Genomic DNA, 23,997 nt, shown 5'->3' on the forward strand with positions numbered 1-23,997 from the left:
GCGCCGTTAAAATTTAATCAAGACTTGAGGCAGGTTAAATTGCGTTATTACAGTGCAACGCTTTGCTATGTCGCGATGATGCCTGCCAAAAGCGTCTTAATCCCCTTCACACAGTGGCTTCGTGAGACCATAGATAGTCGGCATAGATTTCCCGAAGGTCTTTTTTGCTGACTTTGCCTGTAGCCGTATGGGGGATTTCCTTGGCAATGACACAGTCATCGGGAATCCACCAGTTGGCAAAATGCCCTTTAAAGGATGCCAGAATCTCCTCAGTTTTTAGTGTTTTGCCTTCAGCGGGAACAATGATCAGGAGAGGTCGCTCAGCCCACTTTTCATGGGAAACCCCAATAACAGCGGCTTCGGCTACTCCCGCCTGTGTCATAGCAAAATTCTCCAGCTCAATAGAGGAAATCCACTCGCCGCCGGACTTGATAACATCCTTAGTGCGATCAGTGATTGTCAGATAGCCGTCAGTATCGATCGTGGCAACGTCGCCAGTATCAAACCAGCCGTCTTCGGTAAGTGCTGACTCTTTGGATTGGTAGTAGCGCTCACAGACCCAGGGACCACGCACTTGTAGGGCTCCAAAAGCCAGCCCGTCTTGTGCCAAGGTATTTCCCTCTGGGTCTACAATACGCATCTCGACCCCAAAGCCCGCTCGGCCCTGCTTGAGCCTGAGGGTCTGTGCTTCGTCTTTAGAGAGGTTCTCAGGTATGCGGGCATTGTAGGTTCCCAGTGGACTCATCTCAGTCATGCCCCAGGCGTGATGGGTATATACCCCATGCTTTTGCTCGAATTCCTCCATAATACTCCAGGGGCAAGCCGATCCACCCACGACTACTCGATTCAAGCTGGGTAGGGTCTCTTCACTTTCCCGCAGGTATTTGAGCAGGGCGAGCCAAACGGTTGGAACGCCGGCAGCGATAGTAACTGCTTCCTTTTGAATTAATTGACTGAGCGTTTCTCCACACCCCATTTTGGGGCCAGGTAACACGAGTTTTGCTCCAACAGCCGGTGCCGCATAGGGTATTGACCAGGCGTTGACGTGAAACATGGGAACAACAGGCAATATGGCTTCGTCCCTTCTAATCGCAAAGACATCTGGCATCAATACGCCGTAGGTATGCAGCATCAGAGAGCGATGGGAATAAAGCACCCCTTTGGGATTGCCTGTTGTGCCTGATGTATAACAGAGTGCTGCTGCACTCTCTTCCTCTAATTCAGGCCATTGAAACTCAGTGGGCTCTGCTGCAATCAATGTTTCATAGCAGTAAACATTGCTCAGGCTTGTGGTGGGCATATGTGCTTTATCAGTTAGCACAATGATGCCTTCAATCGAATCTAGATATTCTGCCAGGGATTCGATTAGGGGCATAAATAGTGGATCAATAAACAGCCATCGATCTGCGGCATGCTCAATAATGTAAGATATTTGCTCAGGGAAAAGCCGGGGGTTAATGGTATGGCAAACGAGCCCGCTGCAAGAAGTTGCGTAGTAGAGTTCAAAATGTCGGTGATCGTTCCAGGCAAGAGTACCAATTCGATCTCCATCATTGGCTCCAAGCTTTTGTAGTGCATTTGCCAATTGCGAGACTCGCTCAAAAGCTTGTTGATAGCTATAACGAAAATCGGGGTTATCCAAGGTAACTGAAACAATCTCACCATCCGGTGAGTTGCTTAGAGCATGCTTCATAATACCGGTGAGGATGAGCTGGGATTGCATCATCATGCCATTCATCACTTACTCCTTATTATTATCTTTTATTTTCAGATAGACACTAACCCTCCAAAATTTTGGGGGGTGATAGAAAAAGGATTAGGGGCTGATTCTTATAAAATTATTGAACGATCTTTATCCATTCTCCGGGCTTGGGTTCTCCTCGGGGATAATAACCATTTAAGAGGCGTAATTGCTCCTCTGCATATTCGCCGATTTCCATATGTTTTGCCAGGGAGGCAAAAGTAGTTTTTTCATTAGCCTGGACGTAGCGCAAGCGTTTGATGTCCTTCTCTTCTACAATGTCAGTTTGTCGTAGCGGCCTGAAGCTTCTAATGCTGGTCAGGAATAAATTGTCATATTTATCAATAGCTTCTGGATCTGAGTCTTCATCATTTGTGACTTTTCCCTGCAGTACAAATTGTCTGCTACCATAAAAAATTACCGCAATTCTGTCTGGATCTGCATCCTCTTTTTCAAGCGGTGGAATTTTTCCGGTATGGCCTTCAAGTCGATATTGATTGAGTTTCTCCCCTTTCTCCAGTTGTCGTAGATCGAACTCTGAGCGCAGAGCCATGTCAGCGGGCTGGTTGCCATCGCGTTGGGTAACTGTAATGGTAATTTGTGCACTTTTATCAGGTGCAGAGCCGACAATGGCTGAACGTTGATTTTCTACCAACCAGCCATCGGGAAATAGAAGGGAGAAACCCAGCCGCTTGTGATTGTAGCGATTTTTAGTGGACTGCTGTGTGTTCTGTCCGTACACAAGGCCATCTGTTTTTTCCCGATAGTATTCTACTTTGGTTTCTTTGTTATCTTCGGGAAGCTGGCCTGCAGCGTTTACAACTTCCTGTAGGCGAAGGTCATTTCTAGGGTGAGATGCAAAAACCCCGTGGTAAGTTTGCGGTTTCTTGCCCTCAATACGGGCACGGCGTCGGGCAAATGTCTCCTGATCCTTTAATAGCCCAATAACATTGATCATGGCCTGGGGGTCATAACCAGCGTTGAACATATATTGGGCTCCGAAGCGATCCGCTTCCAGTTCCATCTCGCGGCCGTAACCCTTCACTGCAGCGGTGCTATATAAATTTGCAACATCTCCGACTACACCACTACCGGTAACCAAAACTGACAATACTGATACAACGCTGGCTCCGGTCGCAGCTGTTTTTTGCCTTACCGCATGGCGGGCGGTGATATGGCCAATCTCATGAGCTAGTACAGCGGCCATTTCAGCTTCTGAGTGCAGGTAAGTTAGAAGGCCTCGGTTGATGTAGATATACCCACCGGGAAGGGCAAATGCGTTGATATCCTGGCTGTCGATGATCGTAAATTGGTACTTGATATCCGGTCTGTCGCTGGCGGCGGCAACTTTTTGCCCGACATGATTAACATAAGCAGTTAGGACTGGGTCTTTATAGATTGGAGTGCTCTCTATCAGCTTTTCATGCATCTCCCGACCGATGGAGATCTCCTTGTCCTCAGACATTAGAACCAGGTCAGGCTTATTGGTGGCAGGGTTAAATGCACAGCCTGCACTGAGTATTAGGATAGCGCTGGCAAAAACACGCTCGATAAATTTCATTACCCCTGGCCTCCCGTAGCGTCTTAATTTTTATGAACTGGGTGTTACTGCTGGCATCAAGAATTGTTGGAGCTGCAGCGCCATTCCTTTACAGGCATTATTCTGGACTCTGGCGATTAGTGGTATTGGAACCACGATTGCGGGCATATAGGAGGTTCCTTTGGCATCTGCGCTAAGTTTCCCAGACAGTTCGCGGTCCCTGAAATCCCATACTGCTGCTTCGTAGTCAGATTCTTTATCCCAGGTCCCAAAGCCAAAGCACCCTGCACCCCCGGTACTGATGGTACAGCTGATAGAGCCGGCACTGGCTGTGGTCTCCGTCGAACCATCAATCCAGACGATGTACTTCACTCCATAGGTTTCCATTCGCTCACGGACACTTTCATTTTCCATCAGGCGATCTAGGGAGCGAACATGCATAGGTGCTGTCCTGGGTTCAAACCAGGGGTACATAAGATCGACAAAGTCTTGCTCTGGAATAATGTTTACACCTAACTCAGGGTTGTGTAGTTCTCTACCAACACAGGCAATTAAATCAGGCTCTGTTTCATATTCACTGGAGTGACGGCGGCCCAGGATGACGACGGAATCTCCTTCGGCAAGCTCACCGTCGGAGCGCCGATACTCATCAATTACGACAGTGGTACAACCGCTAATAAAGATTATCGCTGCAACTAGAAGTGGCTTGAACACGATTTACTCCTCTTATTCAGCCTTTTTGGCTTTCACCTTGATTTCTCTCAGTGATAGCGATCGGCGTTTCCCTGAGAGAAAGGCCTGTAGTTCAGGAACTTTCCCAAACCCGGTATAGAGATTTGCTCCGGCATCGCGCAGGGCGATATTTATCGCCTGAGTTAATGCCTGTTCCTGGGACTGTAAAAATGCGGTAGGGGTTTTTCCGTAAGCGGTTATTACCCAGTTAGCAACCTGTCCGCCACTGGGGTCAAATGCGGTCATGTTGTATTTAATCCATACCTCAAAAATATTGACCCTTGTCTCTCTGGGCATTGTGAACTGCAGCTCTCGCACTTCTGGAACTATCACCAGTTCGACATTGGCGGGGACTTCTTGTGGATAACTGGATAGAGATACGGTATCGGTAAACATGGAACCCAATACTGTTTCAAACAGATTTTTTTGTGCTCTGCCTGTGCTTATATTCCATTCTTCACGATCTTCACTGTCTTCTTTATAAGTGAAACTTTTAAAGTCCTCACTGAGGTAGAAGCCTACTGTTATTGGCAATTGATCGCCTATTGGGACAGGGTAATTGCCATCCACCTGTACTGTATGACTGCAAGCACCCAGGAAGAAACTTACAAGAATAAGTACCTTTAGGTGTCCAAAGGAAGTCGACCTATACCTCATATGTTCCTCCTTGAATCATTTAACTAGCGAAAGTCATTCAATCCCACGAAAGTGCCGCCGTTTCGATAGGTGAGTTCGCGCATAAGGGCCGCAAAGCGCAGTCCTGTGGTTTGTAGGTGTGGAGGGCGAGAGAACTGTACAGGGAATCCTACTGCATGGATTCTGATATTTCGTTTTCCCTCACCGTGTTTAGCATTTACCCGTTCGACAGCTAACATAACCCTTCGGATTGATTTTCCGGTGAATTCATCGCCAAGCACATAAATACTGATTTTCTTACTGGGATCATAAAAGCTGCGGACAGCTTTCTGGATACCTTCAACAGGGCTGGAGTTACTAAAAGGATTCCAGGACTTCAACCGCTTTAGTATCGCTTGGCGGCGCCCAGGGGTATCTGGTATCCACTTGTTTCGATAATTGAAGAACATATAGTCCCCCATATCATTCATGACCTGTATACCTTTAACATTGGGATAAAGGTCTAGAGTATTGACCATCTCCGCCATCATTCGGTCCCAGCCGTAATTAAACATACTGCCGGAGGTGTCGATAATGAAGAGAATGTATTCGCTGTCGACAGGGATTCCGCCAATAACATTGTTTTTACGCTGGTAGTTCTCGCCCAGTAGGCGACGCATTTCATCAGTGATGGATTGTAGTGCAATGGTCAGCTCACCTTTGAGTTTGCCATCTTCACTTTGCCCTTCGGTTTTACTGGCAAATTCCGCTTGAAGTGCTTCCAACTCACCGCGTAGGTTGGCAATTCTCTTGCGCTCGATATCGATTTGTTCTCGCTTTGAATTTAGATCCCGGTTGATAACTGTGGTCTCACCACGGATTTCTGCCAGCTGTTGCTGTAGTTCCAATACCTGCCCTTCGAGGTCTACTTCAGCTTCCTCTAATACAATCGGTTCTGCAGTCTTGGCGATCATCAGCAGCAAAACAATTGCGCCAAATCCGCAGCAGATAACATCCAGGAAGGAAATGCTGAACTCCTCCTGGCGACGCTTTTTTTGCGCTCCTATCATGGCCAGTCCCTCGAAGGTGCAAGGAAAGAGCCTTTGCTTTGCATCGCCAGCTTCCAAAATTCACTAGCCGCAAATGGGTCCCCCTCCATAGGGGCAAGAATTACATTGATGGGGATATTCTTGGGGAGCACTTTGACCGCACGCTTGAATAGACTGCGCCTGTCTCTACCAGAAATAGTGGGTTTTCTGGGCGCACTCATCCCTTGGGTCGGTAACCCATCGGTAATGAGAATAATGTTGTCGGGTAGTGGCGTCATAGCGTTAATGGCGTTAAATACTCTCTCTAGACTGGTACCATTTTCCGGCACTACTTCATCTAGTCCCTTGATAGCCTGGTCCAACTGGTCGCGGTCATCCACATTGAGCCAGCGATCTTCTGTACCGGCGATTGCGGCACGAAAAGAGGTATTAAAAGTATAGATCTGGTATTGGCTATCCCTGGGAAACTGAGCAGTAAGCCAGGAGACTGTGCTGACGGCCCTGCGCCATTTTTCAGTTTTGCGTTTTACCGGTGAAGACATGTTACGGGCGCGTATTATTTTAATAAGCTCGTCGCCGAGCATAGACGCCGATGAATCCAATAGAATCAGGATACGATTGCCGCCTAGGCGCAGACCGGTGAGATATTGACGGTCCCCATCACCGACAAACTTGCGAACGTTATTTCCTAGCTTTTTATTTTCTTCTTCAAGATTCTTTTTCGCCTGCTCCAGTTTTTTGAGTTTATCTTGTAGCCTCTTGATATCCTCTTCTTCATCGATACTATCGATTTCAGCGATATTGCCTTTGGTTTCCTTTATTTGCTCCAAAATGCGCCTGGCAAGCCCTTGAGCCTCAACCAGTTCATCACTAACGACATCCAGAGTATTTCTAGCTTGAACTAAGTGTTCCTGTCCAAACTCCACCTCCTCTTCCAGAAGGTTCACCTCGGCAGTGAGATCTTCAGTCTCTACTTCAACTTGGTGATCGGAGCCGTGTTTGATAATAAGAAAAATTAACGCTACCGCCCCAAAACCACAGGACATGATATCGAGGAAGGACAGGCTAAATGTGGAAAAACGACGCTTTTTACGCCCCATATCGCTCCACGCTAATCGCAGTTATCACATCTTGATAATCTGCAACTCCAATTGTATCGCCGGCGTTGAGATTAACGGGTGACTCAATCTCTTTTCCATTGAGTGTGAGCTGAATTCCAGCATCCACCCGCAAAGCAAGTCTGCCGGCATGATTTGTGACTGTTGCGGCAGGGTGCTCCGGTGGTGTTGGGGTGACTTGAAATTTCTCGTCATGCCAGAAAACGAATAGAGGTTCCTGGGCGGCCAGTGCCTTGTGGCCAAAAAGTAAATGTGTCGCTACGGTTTCTGAGGATTTCTCTACATGCACCTTGACCTCGTTGGGGGGGAGGGCAGTGACAGAGTTGATCAGTTTCAATGTACTGCTATCACTGCGTAATTCTTTCCAGCGATGATTTATGGCATGTGCAATGGAGTCTCTTGAGAGAAGATGTACACGTTGGGCCAATTGAATTCCCCCTGGGATATCAGCCCAGCGATGGGAGATAAAACTCACACTTTGACTTTCCTCCAGGTTTTCAATCAGTGCCCGTATACGAGAAAGGAGAGGGGTTGTTGCATCTTGAAGCTGCCGCAGGCTGATCTTTGCTGTTCGATCATCAAGTTCAGCTAGAACTTCTCCGTGACGCATCGCTCGATCAGTCCACTGGGGCATCAAATCATAGAGTTGCTGTTCTGATTCAGCTGAATGGAGAGGGTCAAATCGGCACTGCATAATAAATGCATCGGTAAATACGCGAGCCCAGGATTCCTGGAAGTTGTGTAGTCCTGCGTCGGCAACAGTTTCTACCGTTTTCACCGTGGCTTGCTTATCCACAGCAATCTTTGTTACCAGTGTCTGGTGGAGTTGTAGGTCGATATGCAGTTGGATTCCTGCAGGAGCCAAATTACCCAGGCACGCGGTTGCTGCATCAACAATGCCTACGATATTGATATCGCTGACTTTAATAACTCCCAGAAGTAAGGCCAGTTGTTCGTGGGTAAAATTGCCGGGAACAGCGAGAACAATTTCATCGGGAAGGTCACAGTGCTCCGCTATTTCCTGAAGGTGGCAGTAGACCAAGTCGGCATGGTGGCGGCAACGTTGATTTTCTGACTTTAGCGACTCGAGGCTCAGTCTTCTCCAAAACTGGTTGTTAACCTGAGTCGGGTGGCTCCTGGCACGCATTTGAGCTGAGGTACCAATATGAATTTTATTGTGTTCAATAACTGCAATTCCAGGACTTTCCAGTACTTCGTTAGTATTTGAAAATACACGTAATCCGCAGTCATTTATTTCCAGGACGCCTTGTCCCATGGGTTTATTCCTCGCTACGACTTATTCAGGTAAAACCGCTAGCTGATTTTCAGAAAACGCAGTAAGCGGTTGTCACAGTAACTTTGTGTATCCAACACCAGGCGCTCCTGCATGAGTTGTAGCTGGTGAGTGAAAAACATAATGACGATACTAATTACCAGGGCGATAAAGGTAGAGTTAAACGCGACCCCCAGACTTACCGTCACGCCAGCTATATCCCCCTCTACGGCTCTATGCGCCTGTGATAATGCTTCGCCGATACCTCGTACCGTGCCAATAAAGCCGATAGATGGAATAGCCCAGGTAATATAGCGAACCATTGCCAGTTCAGAATCGAGTCTGTCTCCCTCAGTTTCGCAAACCTCTTTTACAGAGTTGGAAACGGCGGCGACATTCTTGGTAGAACCGAATCGCTGCAGGGCGGTGAGTAGTGCCCTGGGAACTAAATATCGTCGTTCCTCTTCAGGAAGGGCTTGTATCGGGCGGGATAAATCACGGGTATCCTCTGGAAGAATAGGAGTTCCCTCGCTGATATTAAGTAGAGCTTTGTCCAGTAATTTTCGCTCGCGAATGCTTCTCTGTGCCTTTAGTCCCATAATGGCCATTGCCCACAACATCAGAACAAAGCAGGCCTCTTGCTCATAGTCGCGCATCACAATGTAGATAGAGCGTTGTTGAACGTAGGTTTCCCCAGCGGCTTCTCTCGCCAGTTGCTCCTCAATTAGCGCATCTGCATTAGGGCGAATAATGGCGACATAAATCGCATGGACCAAAATAATAGACCCCAGAAGAGCAAAGACCTGGAAGACAAAATCTGATGATTTAAATTTCATGGCAATACTCGCTAGAAGCTATTTCTATATATCTACGGGAAAGGAAACTGATAAGTCTTCGGAGATTTCTTCCGAGGCTTTATAGTCATCTGAATTACTTTTATTCCTAGTTATTGGTGCTTCTTTTTTGGGGATTACTGCCGCTGTTTGTTGGTTCTCTTCCGGCTTGTTTTCATCTTCTGCGTACGCGAAGTTGATAAATAGAAGCAGTAAAGTAAGTAATAAAAATTTCACACTAGTCTCCTAATTCACCCAGCGGGCAAGGCGAAAGCCAATATCATTACGAGCGGATTCTCCGTAATCACGGTAGGAGAGGCGTAACTCAGTCAACCCCGAATGACGCCAACTGGAACCACGGATTACATGGAAGTCTCCATCCTCTGGACCGACAGGGTTTTCTTCGATACGTCGGGATAACCCGGTCCCTATCGTGTATAGATCGTGAATCCATTCAGAGACATTTCCACCTAAGTCATAAATACCAAAAGCATTAGGACTGTAGCTACCTACCGGTGAGGTAGCTGCGTAACGATCACTGTAGGTGCGAAGGACTGCAGGAACTAGTTTTGTGGCAGTAGTATCTGCGTAGTTTCCGGAATTGTTCTTTATTGGTAGCTCATTTCCCCAAGGGAATTTTTTCATGGTGCCTTGATCGTATCGTGCAACCCAGGCCCATTCGGCTTCAGTCGGTAAACGATAACCGTTGGCTGCGCCATCAAAGCCAACAACACGCCCGGCTTCCGTCAAATAGACCGGTGTGAGGCCGTCTCTTTCACTGAGCCAATTGCAAAATAGCACTGCCTCTACCCAACTGACATTTACAACTGGCAGATTGTCATTGTCGAGACTGACACCATTGACATGGCTTGAGGTATGCAGGCGCTTGAAACGCCGATATTCCCGGTTGGTAACTTCAGTGGCCCCAATATAGAAAGGCCGATTTAGAGATACCTGACGCATAACCTCGTTTGCCCGCCGCCCCTGTTCTCGCCGGGATGATCCCATGGTAAATACGGCGTTGGGGCGCATGAGTTTCATGGTGCCGCCAGCTGCGTGACGCAAAGTTGATGGGGTTTCTCTCCAGCGCGCTTGTTCGGATGTAAGCAGTACCGCCCTGACAGTTTGCTCCAGTTTGGTGCTGGGAATGACGCGAGTGTCAAATTCCTGGTAGCCCTGTTTGCGTACGACAATGTTATGGCTGCGAGCTGGTAGGTTAAAAGTTTGTCCACTGTTCCCGGCGTATTGACCATCAATGTAAACTTCAGCATCTGGAGGGACGCTACTGACGTGAACCCTGCCGTACACAGCATTTAGGTTTATATTCAGGTCCCGCTGTGTTCCAGCACCGAGGTCAACTGTGTGCTCAATAGAGGCGTAGCCATCCTTGAAGAAGCGAAGTCTATGCCTGTGGCCGGAGGCCAATTCCAGTTCCAGTGGGGTATGACCGCGAAACTCTCCGTTGACTGTCACTCCCGCTCCCTCTGGGGTGGTAACAACGCGTAAAAGTCCATCAGCGGGTCCCAGGCTGACGGTTGCTAGCGTTTGATCGACACCGGCTGTAACAGCGACAGGGATATCGACAGTTTTATGTTCCGGCAGTGAAATGGACACGGTTCTGTCGCCCTGAACTAATTCAGTGGTCAGTGGTGTTCTGCCGAGAACTTTTCCTTCAACCGTGACCGTGGCCCCGGGAGGGTTGCTGCTGACGGTGATATTGGCCCAGGCCGGTCGAAGCGCGGCCTCCAGTGTGTGGGTATTGTCTAGCCCCTCAACATTGATTTCACGGGTGAACGGCAAGTACCGGTCTGATAGGACAGTCACACGCATAGGACCTGCGTTGATTGCTTCCACAAGACCATTTCTATTGGGTACTTCCCGTCCATTAATAAGGATTTTTACTGGTACAGGGGGCGTTGTTTTAACCTGTAGGTGGCCTGGAAGTTTTTCCAGGGAAACAGAGTGGCGACTGTGCCCGTCACGTTTTACTTCGATTTCGCCGCTCTGGGGCAAATAGCCTTCAGCACTGATCGTGAATTGATAATTACCAGGTAAAACCAAATGTCCATCGCCCAGAGGAATGGCGAACCCACTGACCTTGATACGGGCATCAACCGGGTTGGTATCAAAGATTAATGACCGCGCCATAATCAGATAGCTGAGTGCAAAAATAGCGAGTAAAAGGCAACCTGCGACAATCAATGCTCGCTTAGAAAGAAAGAGTCGCGCGCGGGTAGATTTTATTTGTACCGGGGTGAATCCAACTGGCTCAATCAGGCTTTGTTCCTGAACTGGCGGCTTTTCATCCTGGACAGGTACTGCTTCCTTCACTGTCATTTATGTTTCCCTATTGCTGGTACTTATAGATTTTTCGCAATGGCATTGGTTTGGCACGCATCGCTTTATGCTCAGTCAGCCTGACCAAAGGTGGGTACACAATTTTCTATCTGCAGAAAGCTTAGCTTGCTGGCGTAATCTGCATGGGGATTTATAGGGTGTTTGTCACAGAACACCTCGTTTCGCTCAGCTCAACGAGGTGTCTGTTGTCATCGCAGCTCATTACGGAAAATCTTATTTTTAGAGTTTATGCTGCTGTCTGGGTTCTCTCATTTAACTATTATTGGCACCATTTATCCTTTCGGCACATTGGATAACAACTTCCGTTGTGGGCTTACCTGGTTTTACAACAAACTCTTGGCGAACGTCTCGGTAACCTTCTCTGGTACCAATGGCGATATAGCGCCCAGGTTTCAGCGCGATTTCCCTTTGGTCAAAATTACCTAATTTCCCTACATGGTAAATGGTGACACTGGTGGTTCGATCCGACTTGAATTTAACCGGCAAGGGGATCAGGGCTTGTGTCAGGGCATTTTCAAGGTCTTCAATTTGTCTTTGCAGCCTTGGGGTTTTAGTATTGAGTTTGCGAGCGTCTGTTAGTACTTGTCGGGCAAAATAGTTCCTTTTACCTTCGCCAAGGGTTAATGGATCTTGAATTAAATCTTTTAACTGGTCATCCAGCTTTGCTCTGGCAGCAGCTCTAGCCTTGCCTGTTATTGCGTCCACCAGGCTAGAGTCCTTCTTGACCAGGTCTGTATAACTTTTTAGGGCTCTGTGCCATTCTTCCTTGGTTTCTTCCATGCGGGCTTGTTGGAGGAGTTTTTCTATCTGCACTCTGTCAGCTTCATTTTGTGCCTGTGCTAAGCCGATATCGGGGGCTTTTGCTGTTGGCTTTAAGTTCTTTGCTCGATGAAAATAGGATTTTGCCGATTCAAATTTTTCTTCGGCAATTGCACCGTAGCCAGATGACATTGCGCTTTGATAATCCCTTTCTGTAATTGCACCCTCAACCTTTGTCAATAGATCCAGAGCATCGGCTGTTTCTGAGTCGATCGCGAGAGATTTCTTGAGCTGTTCCTGAGCCAAATCCAATTTGGCCTGTTTAAATGCCTTTGTTCCTTGAGTTAAGTGCCACCAAGCGAGGGGGAGTTTGTCGGCTCGCTCAATACCCTTAATACCTCTTGGATGGTTATTGGATATAGTTAATACCATCTTGAAAGCATCGCTGGCGGAATCCTTATCCCCCTGACTCAGAGCTCGATTACCTTCACTAATATGTGTCTCAATGCGCTCGGGAATACTATCTTTCAGGTACTCTAATGCCTGGAGTGATTCCCGGTATTTTTCGAGCGCTGCCATAAAATTGCGTTTGCGATAAATTTCATCAGCTTTTAGAGCCAAGTCTTCGGCAGAGTAGAATTCTTCAAAAGCCCATACTTCTACCTTTCGATCTTTGAGCTCTTCTTTGATTTCAAGAATTTCCTGGAGAACCTTTTGAACCTCCCTGCGCTGCTGCATTATTTCTGCATCGCTATAAGGAGATTTTTGGTTGCTCTCTATAGCTGCACTGTTTCCAGGCTGTACGGAGACAATTGTATCGGCTGAACGCTTTGGTGGTTTTACAACTTGAGGAAGCCCCCAAAATACACCGACCAGTGCGCTTACCATTATCACCCCAAGAACGGCGGGCCAGTAGGACCTTTGCTCCCGTTGATGAATAGCGTTGGCAGTCGTTGACTTAGGGGATTTAGAGCTTTCCTCTCCGCCGAATGTGAATTCTGCGGGCTCTATATGAACTGTATCTTCCTTGGAGTTATCGCGGTGCTGCATAGTGATTCCGCCGTGTTATTCAATGACCCAGTGAAGATGTTGGGTATTCAGTAATAACTAATCACATTGATTAGCGTGTTTTTTGGGTACCTCTAACGTAATTTAAATGCTGTTACTGACTGCGCCAGTTTCGGCTTCATAGATTTCCTTTAGAATTTCCCGCCATTGCCGATACTGATTTTCAACAGTACCTGTGAGGGTAATAGTGCGATCTTCCAGCTCAACAATTTGCGGTTCTACCTCTGCCTCGATGGAGTCTCCTAATTCTTGCAGAGCTTCCAAATGCATCTTGGCATCGGATTTTCGGTCAAATGCACTTTTAACAAGATAGCCCCCGGCACCGATTCCAACCTGCCCAGCTGCCTGGGCGCTTCCAGTGCCAGCGCCAGCAGCAGCGATACCTCCAATAATGGCTGCTGCCCCCATAATTGTGTGATTGCGGGCTTTGCGCTTTAACTCTCGCATCTCCCTTACTTCTTCATAGCTGCGGGCTCGCCATTCCTGATAGGGAACTTCCATACTTTTGGCGAAGGTGCCGTAGTACTCCTGCAGAGTGTCGACAAACAGATAATCTCTTTCCCGTATTTTTCTTACCCTCTGTAACATGGGGTCATTCTCTGCGGGTAAAGCACTTAAAAAATAGACACCCTCAGCGCTTTGAGTTAAATAGCGATTGAATGCCTGGGGAGAAAAATCCCGTGCAAACCGCATCTCAGAAATTGTGCGCAGCTCTACGATTTGCTGATTTGAAAGCTTTTGTCGGTAATTCAGCATATCGTTAGCAATACGGTTATAGATTCCCTGAAAAGCATCTCCTTCAGTAGGGTGCTTACGGTCGTAGGCATAGTGGGATGCGTTCTCTGAATATTGCTTGGTAAACCACAACTGCCCCCGGGAATCGGATACGGTGATTTCCACCGTCAGTTTTTCTCCATCAGATTGCAAAATACGCCCGGATACGGTCACATCAATATTGGTGCGGCTCGATGGAATAACCCTTACAGCTCCCCACCCCAGGCTGGACTGCAATGAATCGGCAAGGGTGACAGCCATATAGCGGGATTCAGCTTGACGAAGCTCGGGAAAAACAAGCTCATCTTCATCTGCTTGTGCTGTATCGAGACCTGGATTGAATTGAATAACGCCGACATCTAGCAGTCTCTCTTCGGGAACATTGTTATCTTCGATTGTTAGCGGAGTAAATGCGGTAGTTCTGACTTCGGTAGTGGTACAACCATTGATAACAACAAGAGTTAGAAAAAATGCTGCGACTCTTGTTATGAACTGATACTTAACCGGTCGGGTTTTTTGGTTGGTCGACATATCGGCGTTCTCCAAGACTACTGCGTTGCACTTTTATACTTGCGATACTCTTCCCAAAGCTTTTCGCGCAATTCGGGGTCAGTCTCGCGTGTGGCAGCTTCACGAATCTGTCGAGCTACGACGTCATCATCTGTACCACTGGGTATATCGGCGGGCACAACTGCCTGTGAACCACCGTGATTAAAATCACCTTTACGTCCAGAGGCGGGCAGTCCGGGACCGGTTATTTGTCCACTGGAGTTATTATTTTTGGGGCCGTTACCTGATGTTGGGCCTGCATTGGGGGGAGGTGGAATTTCGGCTTCTGCAGATTGAATTAAGTCTTCTAGGGATTCCCCTGCTGGTGGTGCCTCATCCATCGCCTCTTCTTTATTTTCTTCGGAGGCTGACCCCGGTCTGTTTCTTACAAAGTCGCGCTCCCGCAAAATCATGCCATCATAGCTGACCATAGTGGATTCAAACTGGCCCTCAAGTTCTGCAACGCGATCTGCTGATGAAGTGGGGGCTTCATTGGGAGCACTGCCGGAACGTGGCGAACCACCGCCGGGTTGCCCAGAAGCTGAACTGCTGGCAGGTGCGCCGCTGGCCGCTGAACTACTACTGGATGAGCTGCTACTAGAAGCTGAACTACTAGATGATGCGCTGGAAGACGAAGATGATTGCTCCTCCTCAGAAAAATCAATTTCTTCGGGAGGCGTTCCATCTTCACCAGACGATGGATCAGTGGGTTTCTCTCCATTTTGGCTGGTTTGTTCGGGATCCGTATAAATTGGTGACGATGGATCATTTGAACCGTTTGGGTCCGGCATTTGATCCCCAGGTGAACTTTGATCCCTCGACTCTGATCCGCTACTTCCACTACTGGAGGGCTGGCTCTGTTCTGATCTTGCTGTAGGCATATTCGCACTGGGCTGGCTGGAAGAGCTGCTACTAGGCTGCCCACTGCTCGAAGCCGTTGATTGGCCTGATCTTTGCGAACTACTGCTGCTACTAGATTGCGATTGTGATTGTGATTGCGATGCAGAACTGGAAGATGAACTGGAGGATGGTAGAGATGGCATTGCTGGTGGCTGTGACTGAGTTTGTTGGCTCTTGCACCCACCGGTTAAGATCGCCGCCAACGCAATTGGTACCAGTACATTTGACAAACAGCTGTGGCGGTGAATTTTTTCTACCGCTGCTCGAGGTGTCATCTCTTTCTCTCCTAGACTGTTTGCCGGTGTGACCGCGTGAGACACATGAAGTGTTTTTCCGGTACTAGCAAATGCTCAATGTGGAACTTTAAAAATAGTTGTTATTTGATTATTTGCGTAGATTCCACATCGAGCTGGTGTCAGTGGTGATAGGTTTCTCAGTCGAATATAAAGCGTTGCACAATTCCGCGGGTTTCCACCGCCTCTCCATCTTCAAACCTTGGTCTGAATTTAGCGCGTTTTAGAATGTTTCTAACTTTTGAGCGTATCTTCACTTTATCTGAAGGGTAAGCCCTGAGTATTTTTATATTCCTCGCCTTGCCAAAAGCCGTGACATCATAGGAGACCGTAATCCGGGAATTGGCTAGGGCTTTGCTGTCCGACTCCAAAACGGGGAGCGCGGGTAAAGCCACGGGCCGTCCAAATATGTCCTCAATTTCATCGTTAGAGGCACCGTTATCCCAAAGTGCCTTGTAGGCCTCGCCGTAGGTTTGGCGCGCGGAGTGCCACTTGTTAAACATCATGTACCAGTCGCCGAGTTCAACTTTGGCTTTGGCTGAGGCTGCCGGGGGGGACTTGGGGTTCCTTTGGTAGACATCAACGATACGGGTAATGGCTTTTTTCCCGGTGTTAAAACTCTTCATCCGGTAGTGATCTAATTTGGTTCGCTGATGTGAGTCGGGGCCACTACCACCAAAGCTGGCGTTAACAAAAACTGGAGAGTTGGGTTCACCCTTATAGGTGGCCAGATAATAGTTAGTTGCTTTTAATCCGCGCAGGGCATCAACAAGGCGAAGGTCGGTGGAGCCAAAGTTTTTTGTAATAATATCTACCGCCAAACTGTAAAGATTGGTTGCACTAATTAGATGCTCAAATAGCGTGTCTCCTTTTTCCTCCACATAAGCCTGTAAATGCCAACGACTCAAGTTGTTGATTACTGGCAGCATACGGGGGTCTTTTTCGCCGTAATTTTTCTGGTAGAGCCAGTAGAGGTACTGCTGGTTGTCGTTAGCTTCTTCCCACTGATTGAGCGCTATTTGACTCTCGATCAAGCGCTTGATCATAGGGATTTGGCTTAGGGAATAGAGCCCCTCATTGACTCTGCTAATCAGCATTGCACGACGAAATTCAGTGACAGCCTGCTCATGATCGCCAGCTTTCTGTAATGCGGTGGCCAGCCCCAAAAGCTGTTCATCAATACCGGCACCATAAGCACCATATTGGGCTTCGAGCTCCTCTATACGTTCACGGTAATTTTCTACAGCCTCGGAGGGCCTTAGCTGTCGAGGTGTTTTCTTGAGTGGTTTCGAGGCGGCTTCAATAAAGGCTTTTGGAGGTGCATTAGTTTGGACTGCCACAGGTGCGCCATCGTCGGCCAGGGCGCCATTACACAGCAGTGCTGTGGCTGTAAACATCAAGCCGATAGCAAAGGAATTGCTGGTATCTATCTGTGTCACGATTGAACCACTTCCGTTTCATATTTGGCTTCACCGAATACCAAACAGCTGAGGTTGGAACCTGCACCTGTCAGTTTTCGGGTCTTATTTCCGCTCGCCCACTGCAACAGCGAATACGGCGGAAGTTCTCTCCTGAATGTGGTTCTCTCGACCCTGAGCGCATTGAGGGGGTATCCTCAAGCTCACAGTGACGGCGCGACTGGATGCTTATAAATGCCTGCCTGGCCGCGTATTAGTCAGTATAGCTAGCACTATGTGCCAAGAAGGAAGCTGCGGCGGGTACTTCAGCCACTTAATGCCCATTGCGCCAGCATGCCTGTGACCACCCTTTTGGTTTAGCAGTTGGGAGTGCAAATTAGGGGTGAGGGACTGTAAGTAGATGCCAAAAATTTGTTGATTACGTCCGATATCGCGACTTGGCAGCGAAGTGTAGCGAGTGGCTTGGTTGGCACTGGTGCCACATCAGGATGGCGGAAGCTAAATAGGTGGATCATCGTCCTAACAAGTAGGCTGAATTTGGGGTTAGATTACTGCTGTTGCTGTATCAGAGGTTGATCTATTTGGATTGCAGCGTAACAAGCGCCATAATCAGCTGATTCGAATTCAGAGGAGAGCTCAGTGAGTATCTATATCGATCCAGAGATCGCGGTAAGCCTTCGGGGCTATGAAGCACCCGAGAAGCTGGGCTTTGGAACCGCCATGGCCCCAGTAATGTTTCGCGCCATTTGGCAGGATGGTTGCTGGAGTAGTGGAGAGTTGATCCCCTATGCGCCTCTGACCGTCGACCCTGCTGCTAAGGTACTTCACTACGCGCAGTCATGCTTTGAAGGAATGAAGGCCTATCGAACTTCCGAGGGGGGAGCTGCACTGTTCCGGCCCGAAATGAATGCTGCACGAATGGCATATTCAGCTAAGCGCTTATGTATGCCTCCGGTTCCTGAGTCCCTGTTCCTGGATGGCGTTCGTGTTGTGACTGCTTACTGCGCTGGCCTGCTCCCGAGCAACAGCGGTGAGTCCCTGTACCTGCGTCCTTTCCTAATGGGAACCCAGCCGGACCTAACGGTTTCAGCCAGTAATGCCTATGAATTTTATGTAATAGCTAGTCCCTCGGAAGCCTACCATTCCGGCAATATGCGTTTGTGGGTTGAGAGAGAAGATGCTCGAGCTGCAGTAGGGGGAACTGGGGATGCCAAAGTTGGCGGAAATTATGCCAGCTCTCTACTTAGTATCGGCCGCCTTAAAGAGCGAGGTTATGATCAGTCGCTTTGGTTGAGCCCCTCTAATCGGCAGAGTATCGATGAGCTGTCAGGGATGAATTTTTTTGCGGTCATTGATGGCGCTATATATACCCCAGCGTTGAACGGCTCAATTCTCGAAGGCATCACCCGATATTCTCTGATCCAGCTTGCGGAGGGATTGGGGTACAAGGTTGTTGAGCGGGCGATCCCCATTGATGAACTGTTAGAGCAGGTAGTTTCTGGAGACTGTAGCGAAGCTTTTGCTTGTGGTACTGCTGCAATAATCAGTCCTATCAGCGTAATCGGTGATGGCGATAAGGAGTACGAACTAGCCGATGCCCCAGGTCCTGTTGCAGAGCGTTTGCGACAAGCACTGCTGGATATTCAGGAGGGGCGTTCTGAGGATGCTTACGGGTGGATGCACTCTGTTGAGCCTGTAGTTTAAGTACTAAATCTTCGTACCCGGGCAGTTTCCAAGGCTGCCTGGGTCTAGTAACCAGCTTTTCCCCACCGTAAATCCTGCTTTATCCTTCGCGGGTTTTTTTGTAGCAGTGTTTTCTATTTACTTGTTTCCAAGCGAAACGCTCGCGTAAATATTCCCGCCAATTTAATTGAGTTTGTTGACTTGTGCGACCTTAACACCTAAAAGTGAAGGGGTTAAATAAGAAATAAATTGGAGCTTGAGAGTGGCCTGATTGCGGTACACCTCATTTTGACCAGCAGTTCCAAGATCAATTTGAGCTAATAGGTCTCGCTTATAGTTCCTTGCACAGTTGAGGATAACGAGATGTTGACCCATATGCTTGGCCTTATGCTGCAACCACGTAGACAGTGGCAGCTTATTGGCAGTCTCTCTGAACGTAATCTGCGTAGACAGGTTCCTTATGTCATCGTTCTGGCATTACTTCCTGCAGCTGCGTGGTATTTTGGCACGACACAAGTTGGCTGGACGATTGGCACTGGTGCCCCGGTGAGAATTACGGGACAAAGTGCTTTGGAATTGGTCGCCGTATTTTATTGCACAATGGTTTTGGCTGTCACTGCTATTGGTTATTTCATCCATTGGATGGCCAAGACTTACGGAGCTGAAACTCACCCCCTTAAAGGCGTTGTTGTAGCGGGTTTCACTGCCACGCCTATTTTTATTGTGGGTATTGCAGGGATTTACCCTGTGTTGTGGTTGGACATACTGCTCGCAACTCTGGCGGTTGCTTACGCCGTCTATCTGCTTTATTTGGGAATTCCTATTGTGATGGGTGTTTCTGAAGAGCGTGGCTTCCTTTTTGCCAGTGCAATTATTACGGTGTCACTCGTCATGGCAGTCATTATTATGGTTGCTACAGTTCTATTCTGGAGTTATGTATCCGCACCGGTCTTTTACTCCTCTTGAGTAGTTTGGGCTCGTAGCTATCACTAGATGAAATGTCGTTTCAGGCATTTTCGCCAGGAGATTTAGGGCTGTTGTTGTGGTGGGGATACAAGCTATCGACGTCGTACCCGGTGAAGGGGCTCATATTCACGGGTACGGCGAAGTCTCTTCTATCCTGGCTGTAACGACAATGCGTAAAGTAAATGACCGCCTCTCGGGGTTTCTCGAAGAATTCAACAGCTCTATGAAAGAGCTCTACTCGAAGGGCTTTGAGTTCAACCCCATCAATGTTCGGGAATCGACCACAAAGTTTATAGATAAGTATGTGACCGATATTCCAGATGTTGCCTCGGTACAAGATGGCATTATCTATGCCTCTGGATATGACGTACCTGTAAGAGTCTTTGTCCCCTATCCCGATGAAGTTCTACCTGTTCTTGTCTATTTTCATGGCGGTGGTCATGTAGCTGGAAACGTTTATTCATTTGACCCGATTTGCAGAAAGATTGCCCGGGAGGCTCGACATATTGTTGTTGCGCCTGAGTACCGGTTGGCCCCTGAGAATCGCTATCCGAGCGCAGTAACAGATTGCTATGCCGCAGTTGTTGGGGTTTGGGCGGCACTGGATAGATTGGGCTTATATTATCAACCGAGTTTGTCGGTCGCTGGGGACTCTGCAGGTGGCGCTCTGGCCGCCACAATGTCTCACCTGGCTCAATTTGACTACAGCGTTAAGATTAAAAAGCAGGTTTTAATTTATCCGGTTCTCGATTACACCATGCATTTACGGTCCCATGAAGAGAATGCGGTAGGCTATTTTTTAGAGGCACGAAAATCAATTTGGTACTTGGGGCAATATTTTGCTGAGGGGCAGTGTAGAAAAAAAGCATCCCCTCTTTTTATGGATTTTACGGCAGCTCTTCCTGAAACCTTAGTTTTTACCGTGGAGTTTTGCCCGCACCGGGATACTGGGGATATTTACTACCGGAAAGTGGAAGAGGTGGGTGTTAGGTCTGAAAATGTTCATTTTTCCGATATGATTCATCCATTTTTGATTCTTGAAGATTTAGTGAAAGGGGAGTGCGCAAAAGTTTATGCCGGCATGAATAGTTTCCTGAATGACTAAACTTACGGCTTTCCTTTTGTAATTGAGTACTGGTAAGATAATTTATACCCGTTATCAAACTCTAGTATTTCTTCTGAATTTATTGATCTTTCGATCACTATCTCCGCTATTGATTTAATAACTTGTTTAGGTTCTGCGTCCATGCAATGTATGCTCATGGAGTTAATGGCTATGTCAGCGCTAATTACTCGGTGTTCAACAACCTGAATGAGCAGCTGCTTATCACTTTGGTAGAGCTTGAAACCAGGCCCCTCCGTCATCCATTTTTTGTACTTTGTAGCGCCCCACGGCCCTTTGCACTTTATTGCTTGATATTGAGTTGATGATATTTTGATATAGATAGGCTCGCTTCCTTTGATATCTGTACTTTTATCGATAGGTTGTTCTGTGTAGAGGTTTGATCCATTAGGAGCAGAAATCTGTATCGCTATCATTTCGGCAGCAGCGTCAAGTGAGCAGAATACGTAAATAAGAAAACACAAAAACTGATATTTTTTGATTGAAGTGCTGACCATCTTGATTTCAATAAGTGGTTTTTGTTTTTGGGAGTATGGCGCTTAAATGCATTTCTAGGGTTGTCTTTTGTATTAATAATAGCGCCTTGATAACGAGGTGTTGGTTGGATAGTATCAAAGTGTGTATTTAGTCCTGTTTTCACCTTTAAATTGGTACAGAAGTACCAATTTGAGGTTTTAGTAGCTCAATTGACAATAATTTATATAAAAGGTGTGGCTATGAAGACTTTAGCGTATATGGGAGTAATTCTGGCTTTAATAGTATCCGTTGGATGTTCTGAACGGCCTGAATCCAGAGTTGAGGACAGTTCCAGTAAGGTTGATTTTCAAAAGCAACTATTAAAAAAACTGATATCTGCAAAGACCGGGGATGTTATTACTATTCCTGAGGGTAAATTCCATATTAATCGTAGTTTATCCCTGAATATTGATGGGGTAACGCTACGTGGAGCTGGCATGGATAAATCTGTCCTCTCCTTTGAGGGGCAAATTCAGGGTGCTGAGGGGATATTAGTTAATGCCAGTAACTTTACTATTGAGGGATTGGCTATTGAGGATACCATAGGCGATGCCCTGAAAATTAATGAAGGCAAAAACATTATCATCAGGGATGTTCGTGTTGAATGGACCAATGGCCCGTCTACCCAGAATGGTGCCTATGGTATTTATCCTGTACAGACTGAAAATACTTTAATCGATGGTGTGGTAGCTATTGGTGCTTCAGATGCAGGGATTTATGTCGGTCAGTCGCGGAATGTTATTGTTCGTAATAGCCGTGCAGAATTTAATGTGGCGGGTATTGAGGTAGAGAATACGATCGGTGCAGATGTTTACAACAATATTGCTGTGAATAATACTGGGGGAATTCTTGTTTTTAATATGCCTAATCTTCCGCAGCCAGGGCACAGTACACGTATCTACAATAACCAGATAAAGAATAATAATACTAAAAATTTTGGTCATGAGGGCACGCCAGTTGCTGCCGTGCCAGCAGGATCTGGGGTGGTTATTAACTCGAATGATCGGGTGGAGATTTTTGAAAATGATATTTCTGATAATGATACTGCTAACATATTGATCAGCAGCTATTTTACGGCTGGATACTATAGTGATAAGTCTACGCAGGCTGATTTTGACCCATACCCAGAGGGGATCTATATCTATGCTAATAACTTTTCTGGCGGTGGTACATCGCCAGATCATCTTAAGTTAAAAGCCCTGAAGTTAGCTATGTTTGGAATATCAGGTACATTGCCGGATATTCTTTGGGATGGGGTTGTTGATCAAAGTAAACTGGTGGATGGTCAAATACCTGAGGCATTAAAGTTATGTATTGATAACGAACCTGCAGGAATTCTCAATATAGATTTTGGAAATGAGTATAAGAATATATCCACGGATATAGCACCTCATCAGTGTCATTTGGAAAAGCTTGCCAAAGTAGTTTTAGACTTTGATTCAAAGCTGGAAAATGAAGACCATTTGGCAGTGATAGAGGTAACTAATGAAGAATAATAATCAAATAAGTAGGAAGCTTATCTACTCTATTTGGAGCCTTATATTATTGATTGGCCTTGCGGGGTGTGAATCATACAAAAAGGATGTTCATTTATTCCCAGCAGAAGAGGTGCCCGAAAAACTCAGTGCATGGAATTTATTGAGGATGGAGAAAGGTGTGCTCTTTCCTGCAGAAAGAGCATTACCCTATGATTTGAATACGGGGTTATTTACCGATTATGCTCATAAGTTCAGGACCGTCTGGCTGCCTGAGGGGGCTTTTGCAACCTACGGAGAAGAACAGTTTAATTACCCTGTCGGAACTATCTTAAGCAAGACATTTTACTATCCACAGGAGAGTAGTGGTGTAGTTCGTCGTACCGATGACTTCTCTACGGATTATGTTGAGGGGCGCTTTGGGCAGGCACTTGATTTAAATCGTGTCCGTCTCGTTGAGACACGGCTTTTAATCCGCAGGCAGGAAAATTGGCAGGCGCTGCCCTATGTCTGGAATAAAGAGCAGACTGAGGCAACTCTTGAGATTGCTGGAGATGTGAAAAATTTTCAGTTGGTTAGCCTGAACGGACAGCAGGAAAACCTTAGTTATGTAGTACCTGACGCCAATCAATGTGCTGGTTGTCATGCAGAAAAGTTTACTGAAAAAGCCATTTCTCCTCTCGGCCCTAAGGCTCGACATCTGAATAAAGACTTTCCCTACCGTAGTGGAGTAGAAAATCAATTGCTGTTTTGGCAAAAGGCCGGCTATTTACGTGGACTGCCTGATCTGAAAAGTTTGCCGAGAAATGCCAATATTTACGATGCGACTGTGTCGCTGGAAGATCGCGCCAGGGCATATTTGGATATCAATTGTGGCCACTGTCACAATCCCACTGGGCCGGCAGATACCTCAGGGCTTATGTTGCATCATAGCGAAACTGATTGGCGCAAACTTGGGCTATGTAAACCGCCTATTGCTGCGGGTACAGGCAGTGGAGAGCATTTATTCGCAATAGTACCGGGAGAGCCTGAAAATTCTATTTTGAATTTTCGTGTAGAGTCTACCGCGCCTGGGGCCATGATGCCTGAATTAGGTAGAAGCATGGTGCATACAGAGGGCGTTGAATTACTAAAGCAGTGGGTAAGCTCCCTACCGGGAAGCTGCACTTAATCTTTATTGGAAGCTATCTGGAAAGAGCTATATGAAGAGGAGT

At 47.1% G+C, this 23,997-nt stretch carries 20 protein-coding genes; 5 read left to right on the forward strand and 15 right to left on the reverse strand.

Annotated features, from left to right (window positions below):
• Positions 1–106: 106 nt before the first annotated feature.
• From ACJJI8_RS09385 to ACJJI8_RS09450, 14 genes are all read right to left on the reverse strand, one after another.
• Complete coding sequence (locus tag ACJJI8_RS09385) at positions 107–1,738, reverse strand: long-chain fatty acid--CoA ligase (RefSeq protein WP_444934870.1); 1,632 nt, start codon at positions 1,736–1,738, stop codon at positions 107–109.
• Between the two features lie 100 nt (positions 1,739–1,838).
• Positions 1,839–3,302, reverse strand: coding sequence for a M48 family metalloprotease (locus tag ACJJI8_RS09390; RefSeq protein ID WP_444892777.1), 1,464 nt, complete (start codon positions 3,300–3,302; stop codon positions 1,839–1,841).
• 30 nt (positions 3,303–3,332) lie between these two features.
• The gene (locus ACJJI8_RS09395; RefSeq protein WP_413664369.1) at positions 3,333–3,995 is read right to left on the reverse strand and encodes a hypothetical protein; all 663 of its coding nucleotides are present in this window, start codon (positions 3,993–3,995) and stop codon (positions 3,333–3,335) included.
• 12 nt (positions 3,996–4,007) lie between these two features.
• Positions 4,008–4,670 carry a hypothetical protein gene (locus tag ACJJI8_RS09400; RefSeq protein ID WP_444934871.1) on the reverse strand — a complete coding sequence of 221 codons (663 nt, stop codon included), beginning with the start codon at positions 4,668–4,670 and terminating at the stop codon, positions 4,008–4,010.
• Between the two features lie 23 nt (positions 4,671–4,693).
• Entirely contained in the window at positions 4,694–5,698 is a 1,005-nt protein-coding gene (locus tag ACJJI8_RS09405; RefSeq protein WP_413664370.1) for a VWA domain-containing protein, read from the reverse strand.
• Positions 5,695–6,777 carry a vWA domain-containing protein gene (locus ACJJI8_RS09410; RefSeq protein WP_444934872.1) on the reverse strand — a complete coding sequence of 361 codons (1,083 nt, stop codon included), beginning with the start codon at positions 6,775–6,777 and terminating at the stop codon, positions 5,695–5,697. The genes ACJJI8_RS09405 and ACJJI8_RS09410 overlap by 4 nt, the downstream gene beginning before the upstream one ends.
• A complete protein-coding gene (locus ACJJI8_RS09415) occupies positions 6,767–8,071 on the reverse strand; it encodes a hypothetical protein (protein ID WP_444914768.1) in 1,305 nt (434 codons plus the stop codon). Before ACJJI8_RS09415 ends, ACJJI8_RS09410 begins: the two co-directional genes overlap by 11 nt.
• A 38-nt stretch (positions 8,072–8,109) precedes the next feature.
• The gene (locus ACJJI8_RS09420) at positions 8,110–8,904 is read right to left on the reverse strand and encodes a MotA/TolQ/ExbB proton channel family protein (protein ID WP_282934287.1); all 795 of its coding nucleotides are present in this window, start codon (positions 8,902–8,904) and stop codon (positions 8,110–8,112) included.
• Positions 8,905–8,928: 24 nt separating this feature from the next.
• Complete coding sequence (locus tag ACJJI8_RS09425) at positions 8,929–9,138, reverse strand: hypothetical protein (RefSeq protein WP_413664372.1); 210 nt, start codon at positions 9,136–9,138, stop codon at positions 8,929–8,931.
• Positions 9,139–9,147: 9 nt separating this feature from the next.
• Positions 9,148–11,238: a PEGA domain-containing protein gene (locus ACJJI8_RS09430; protein WP_444934873.1), complete on the reverse strand. Its 2,091-nt coding sequence runs from the start codon at positions 11,236–11,238 to the stop codon at positions 9,148–9,150.
• Positions 11,239–11,511: 273 nt separating this feature from the next.
• A complete protein-coding gene (locus tag ACJJI8_RS09435; protein WP_444934874.1) occupies positions 11,512–13,068 on the reverse strand; it encodes an ABC transporter permease in 1,557 nt (518 codons plus the stop codon).
• A gap of 102 nt (positions 13,069–13,170) precedes the next feature.
• Positions 13,171–14,391 (reverse strand): hypothetical protein, encoded by a 1,221-nt coding sequence (locus tag ACJJI8_RS09440; protein WP_444892784.1) that lies wholly within the window; start codon positions 14,389–14,391, stop codon positions 13,171–13,173.
• A gap of 17 nt (positions 14,392–14,408) precedes the next feature.
• A complete protein-coding gene (locus tag ACJJI8_RS09445) occupies positions 14,409–15,200 on the reverse strand; it encodes a hypothetical protein (protein WP_444934875.1) in 792 nt (263 codons plus the stop codon).
• 542 nt (positions 15,201–15,742) lie between these two features.
• Entirely contained in the window at positions 15,743–17,041 is a 1,299-nt protein-coding gene (locus ACJJI8_RS09450) for a hypothetical protein (RefSeq protein WP_413664377.1), read from the reverse strand.
• Positions 17,042–17,659: 618 nt separating this feature from the next.
• Here ACJJI8_RS09450 and ACJJI8_RS09455 point away from each other — a divergent pair.
• The 3 genes from ACJJI8_RS09455 (at position 17,660) to ACJJI8_RS09465 (ending at position 20,774) form a co-directional block, all read left to right on the forward strand.
• A complete protein-coding gene (locus tag ACJJI8_RS09455; protein WP_444934876.1) occupies positions 17,660–18,724 on the forward strand; it encodes a branched-chain amino acid aminotransferase in 1,065 nt (354 codons plus the stop codon).
• A gap of 342 nt (positions 18,725–19,066) precedes the next feature.
• Positions 19,067–19,669: a Yip1 family protein gene (locus ACJJI8_RS09460; RefSeq protein WP_444895205.1), complete on the forward strand. Its 603-nt coding sequence runs from the start codon at positions 19,067–19,069 to the stop codon at positions 19,667–19,669.
• A 76-nt stretch (positions 19,670–19,745) separates the two neighbouring features.
• Complete coding sequence (locus ACJJI8_RS09465; RefSeq protein WP_444934877.1) at positions 19,746–20,774, forward strand: alpha/beta hydrolase; 1,029 nt, start codon at positions 19,746–19,748, stop codon at positions 20,772–20,774.
• Positions 20,775–20,776: 2 nt separating this feature from the next.
• Here the strand turns inward: ACJJI8_RS09465 and ACJJI8_RS09470 are convergent, their stop codons facing one another.
• Positions 20,777–21,289: a hypothetical protein gene (locus ACJJI8_RS09470; RefSeq protein ID WP_444895203.1), complete on the reverse strand. Its 513-nt coding sequence runs from the start codon at positions 21,287–21,289 to the stop codon at positions 20,777–20,779.
• Between the two features lie 219 nt (positions 21,290–21,508).
• Between ACJJI8_RS09470 and ACJJI8_RS09475 the strand changes: the two genes are divergently transcribed.
• Together ACJJI8_RS09475 and ACJJI8_RS09480 are read left to right on the forward strand one after the other, a co-directional pair.
• A complete protein-coding gene (locus tag ACJJI8_RS09475; RefSeq protein WP_444926673.1) occupies positions 21,509–22,804 on the forward strand; it encodes a parallel beta-helix domain-containing protein in 1,296 nt (431 codons plus the stop codon).
• Entirely contained in the window at positions 22,794–23,954 is a 1,161-nt protein-coding gene (locus tag ACJJI8_RS09480; RefSeq protein WP_444934878.1) for an SO2930 family diheme c-type cytochrome, read from the forward strand. The genes ACJJI8_RS09475 and ACJJI8_RS09480 overlap by 11 nt, the downstream gene beginning before the upstream one ends.
• Positions 23,955–23,997: the final 43 nt, after the last annotated feature.

The sequence above is a fragment of the Microbulbifer maximicatervae (SeqCode) genome (genome assembly GCF_052467695.1).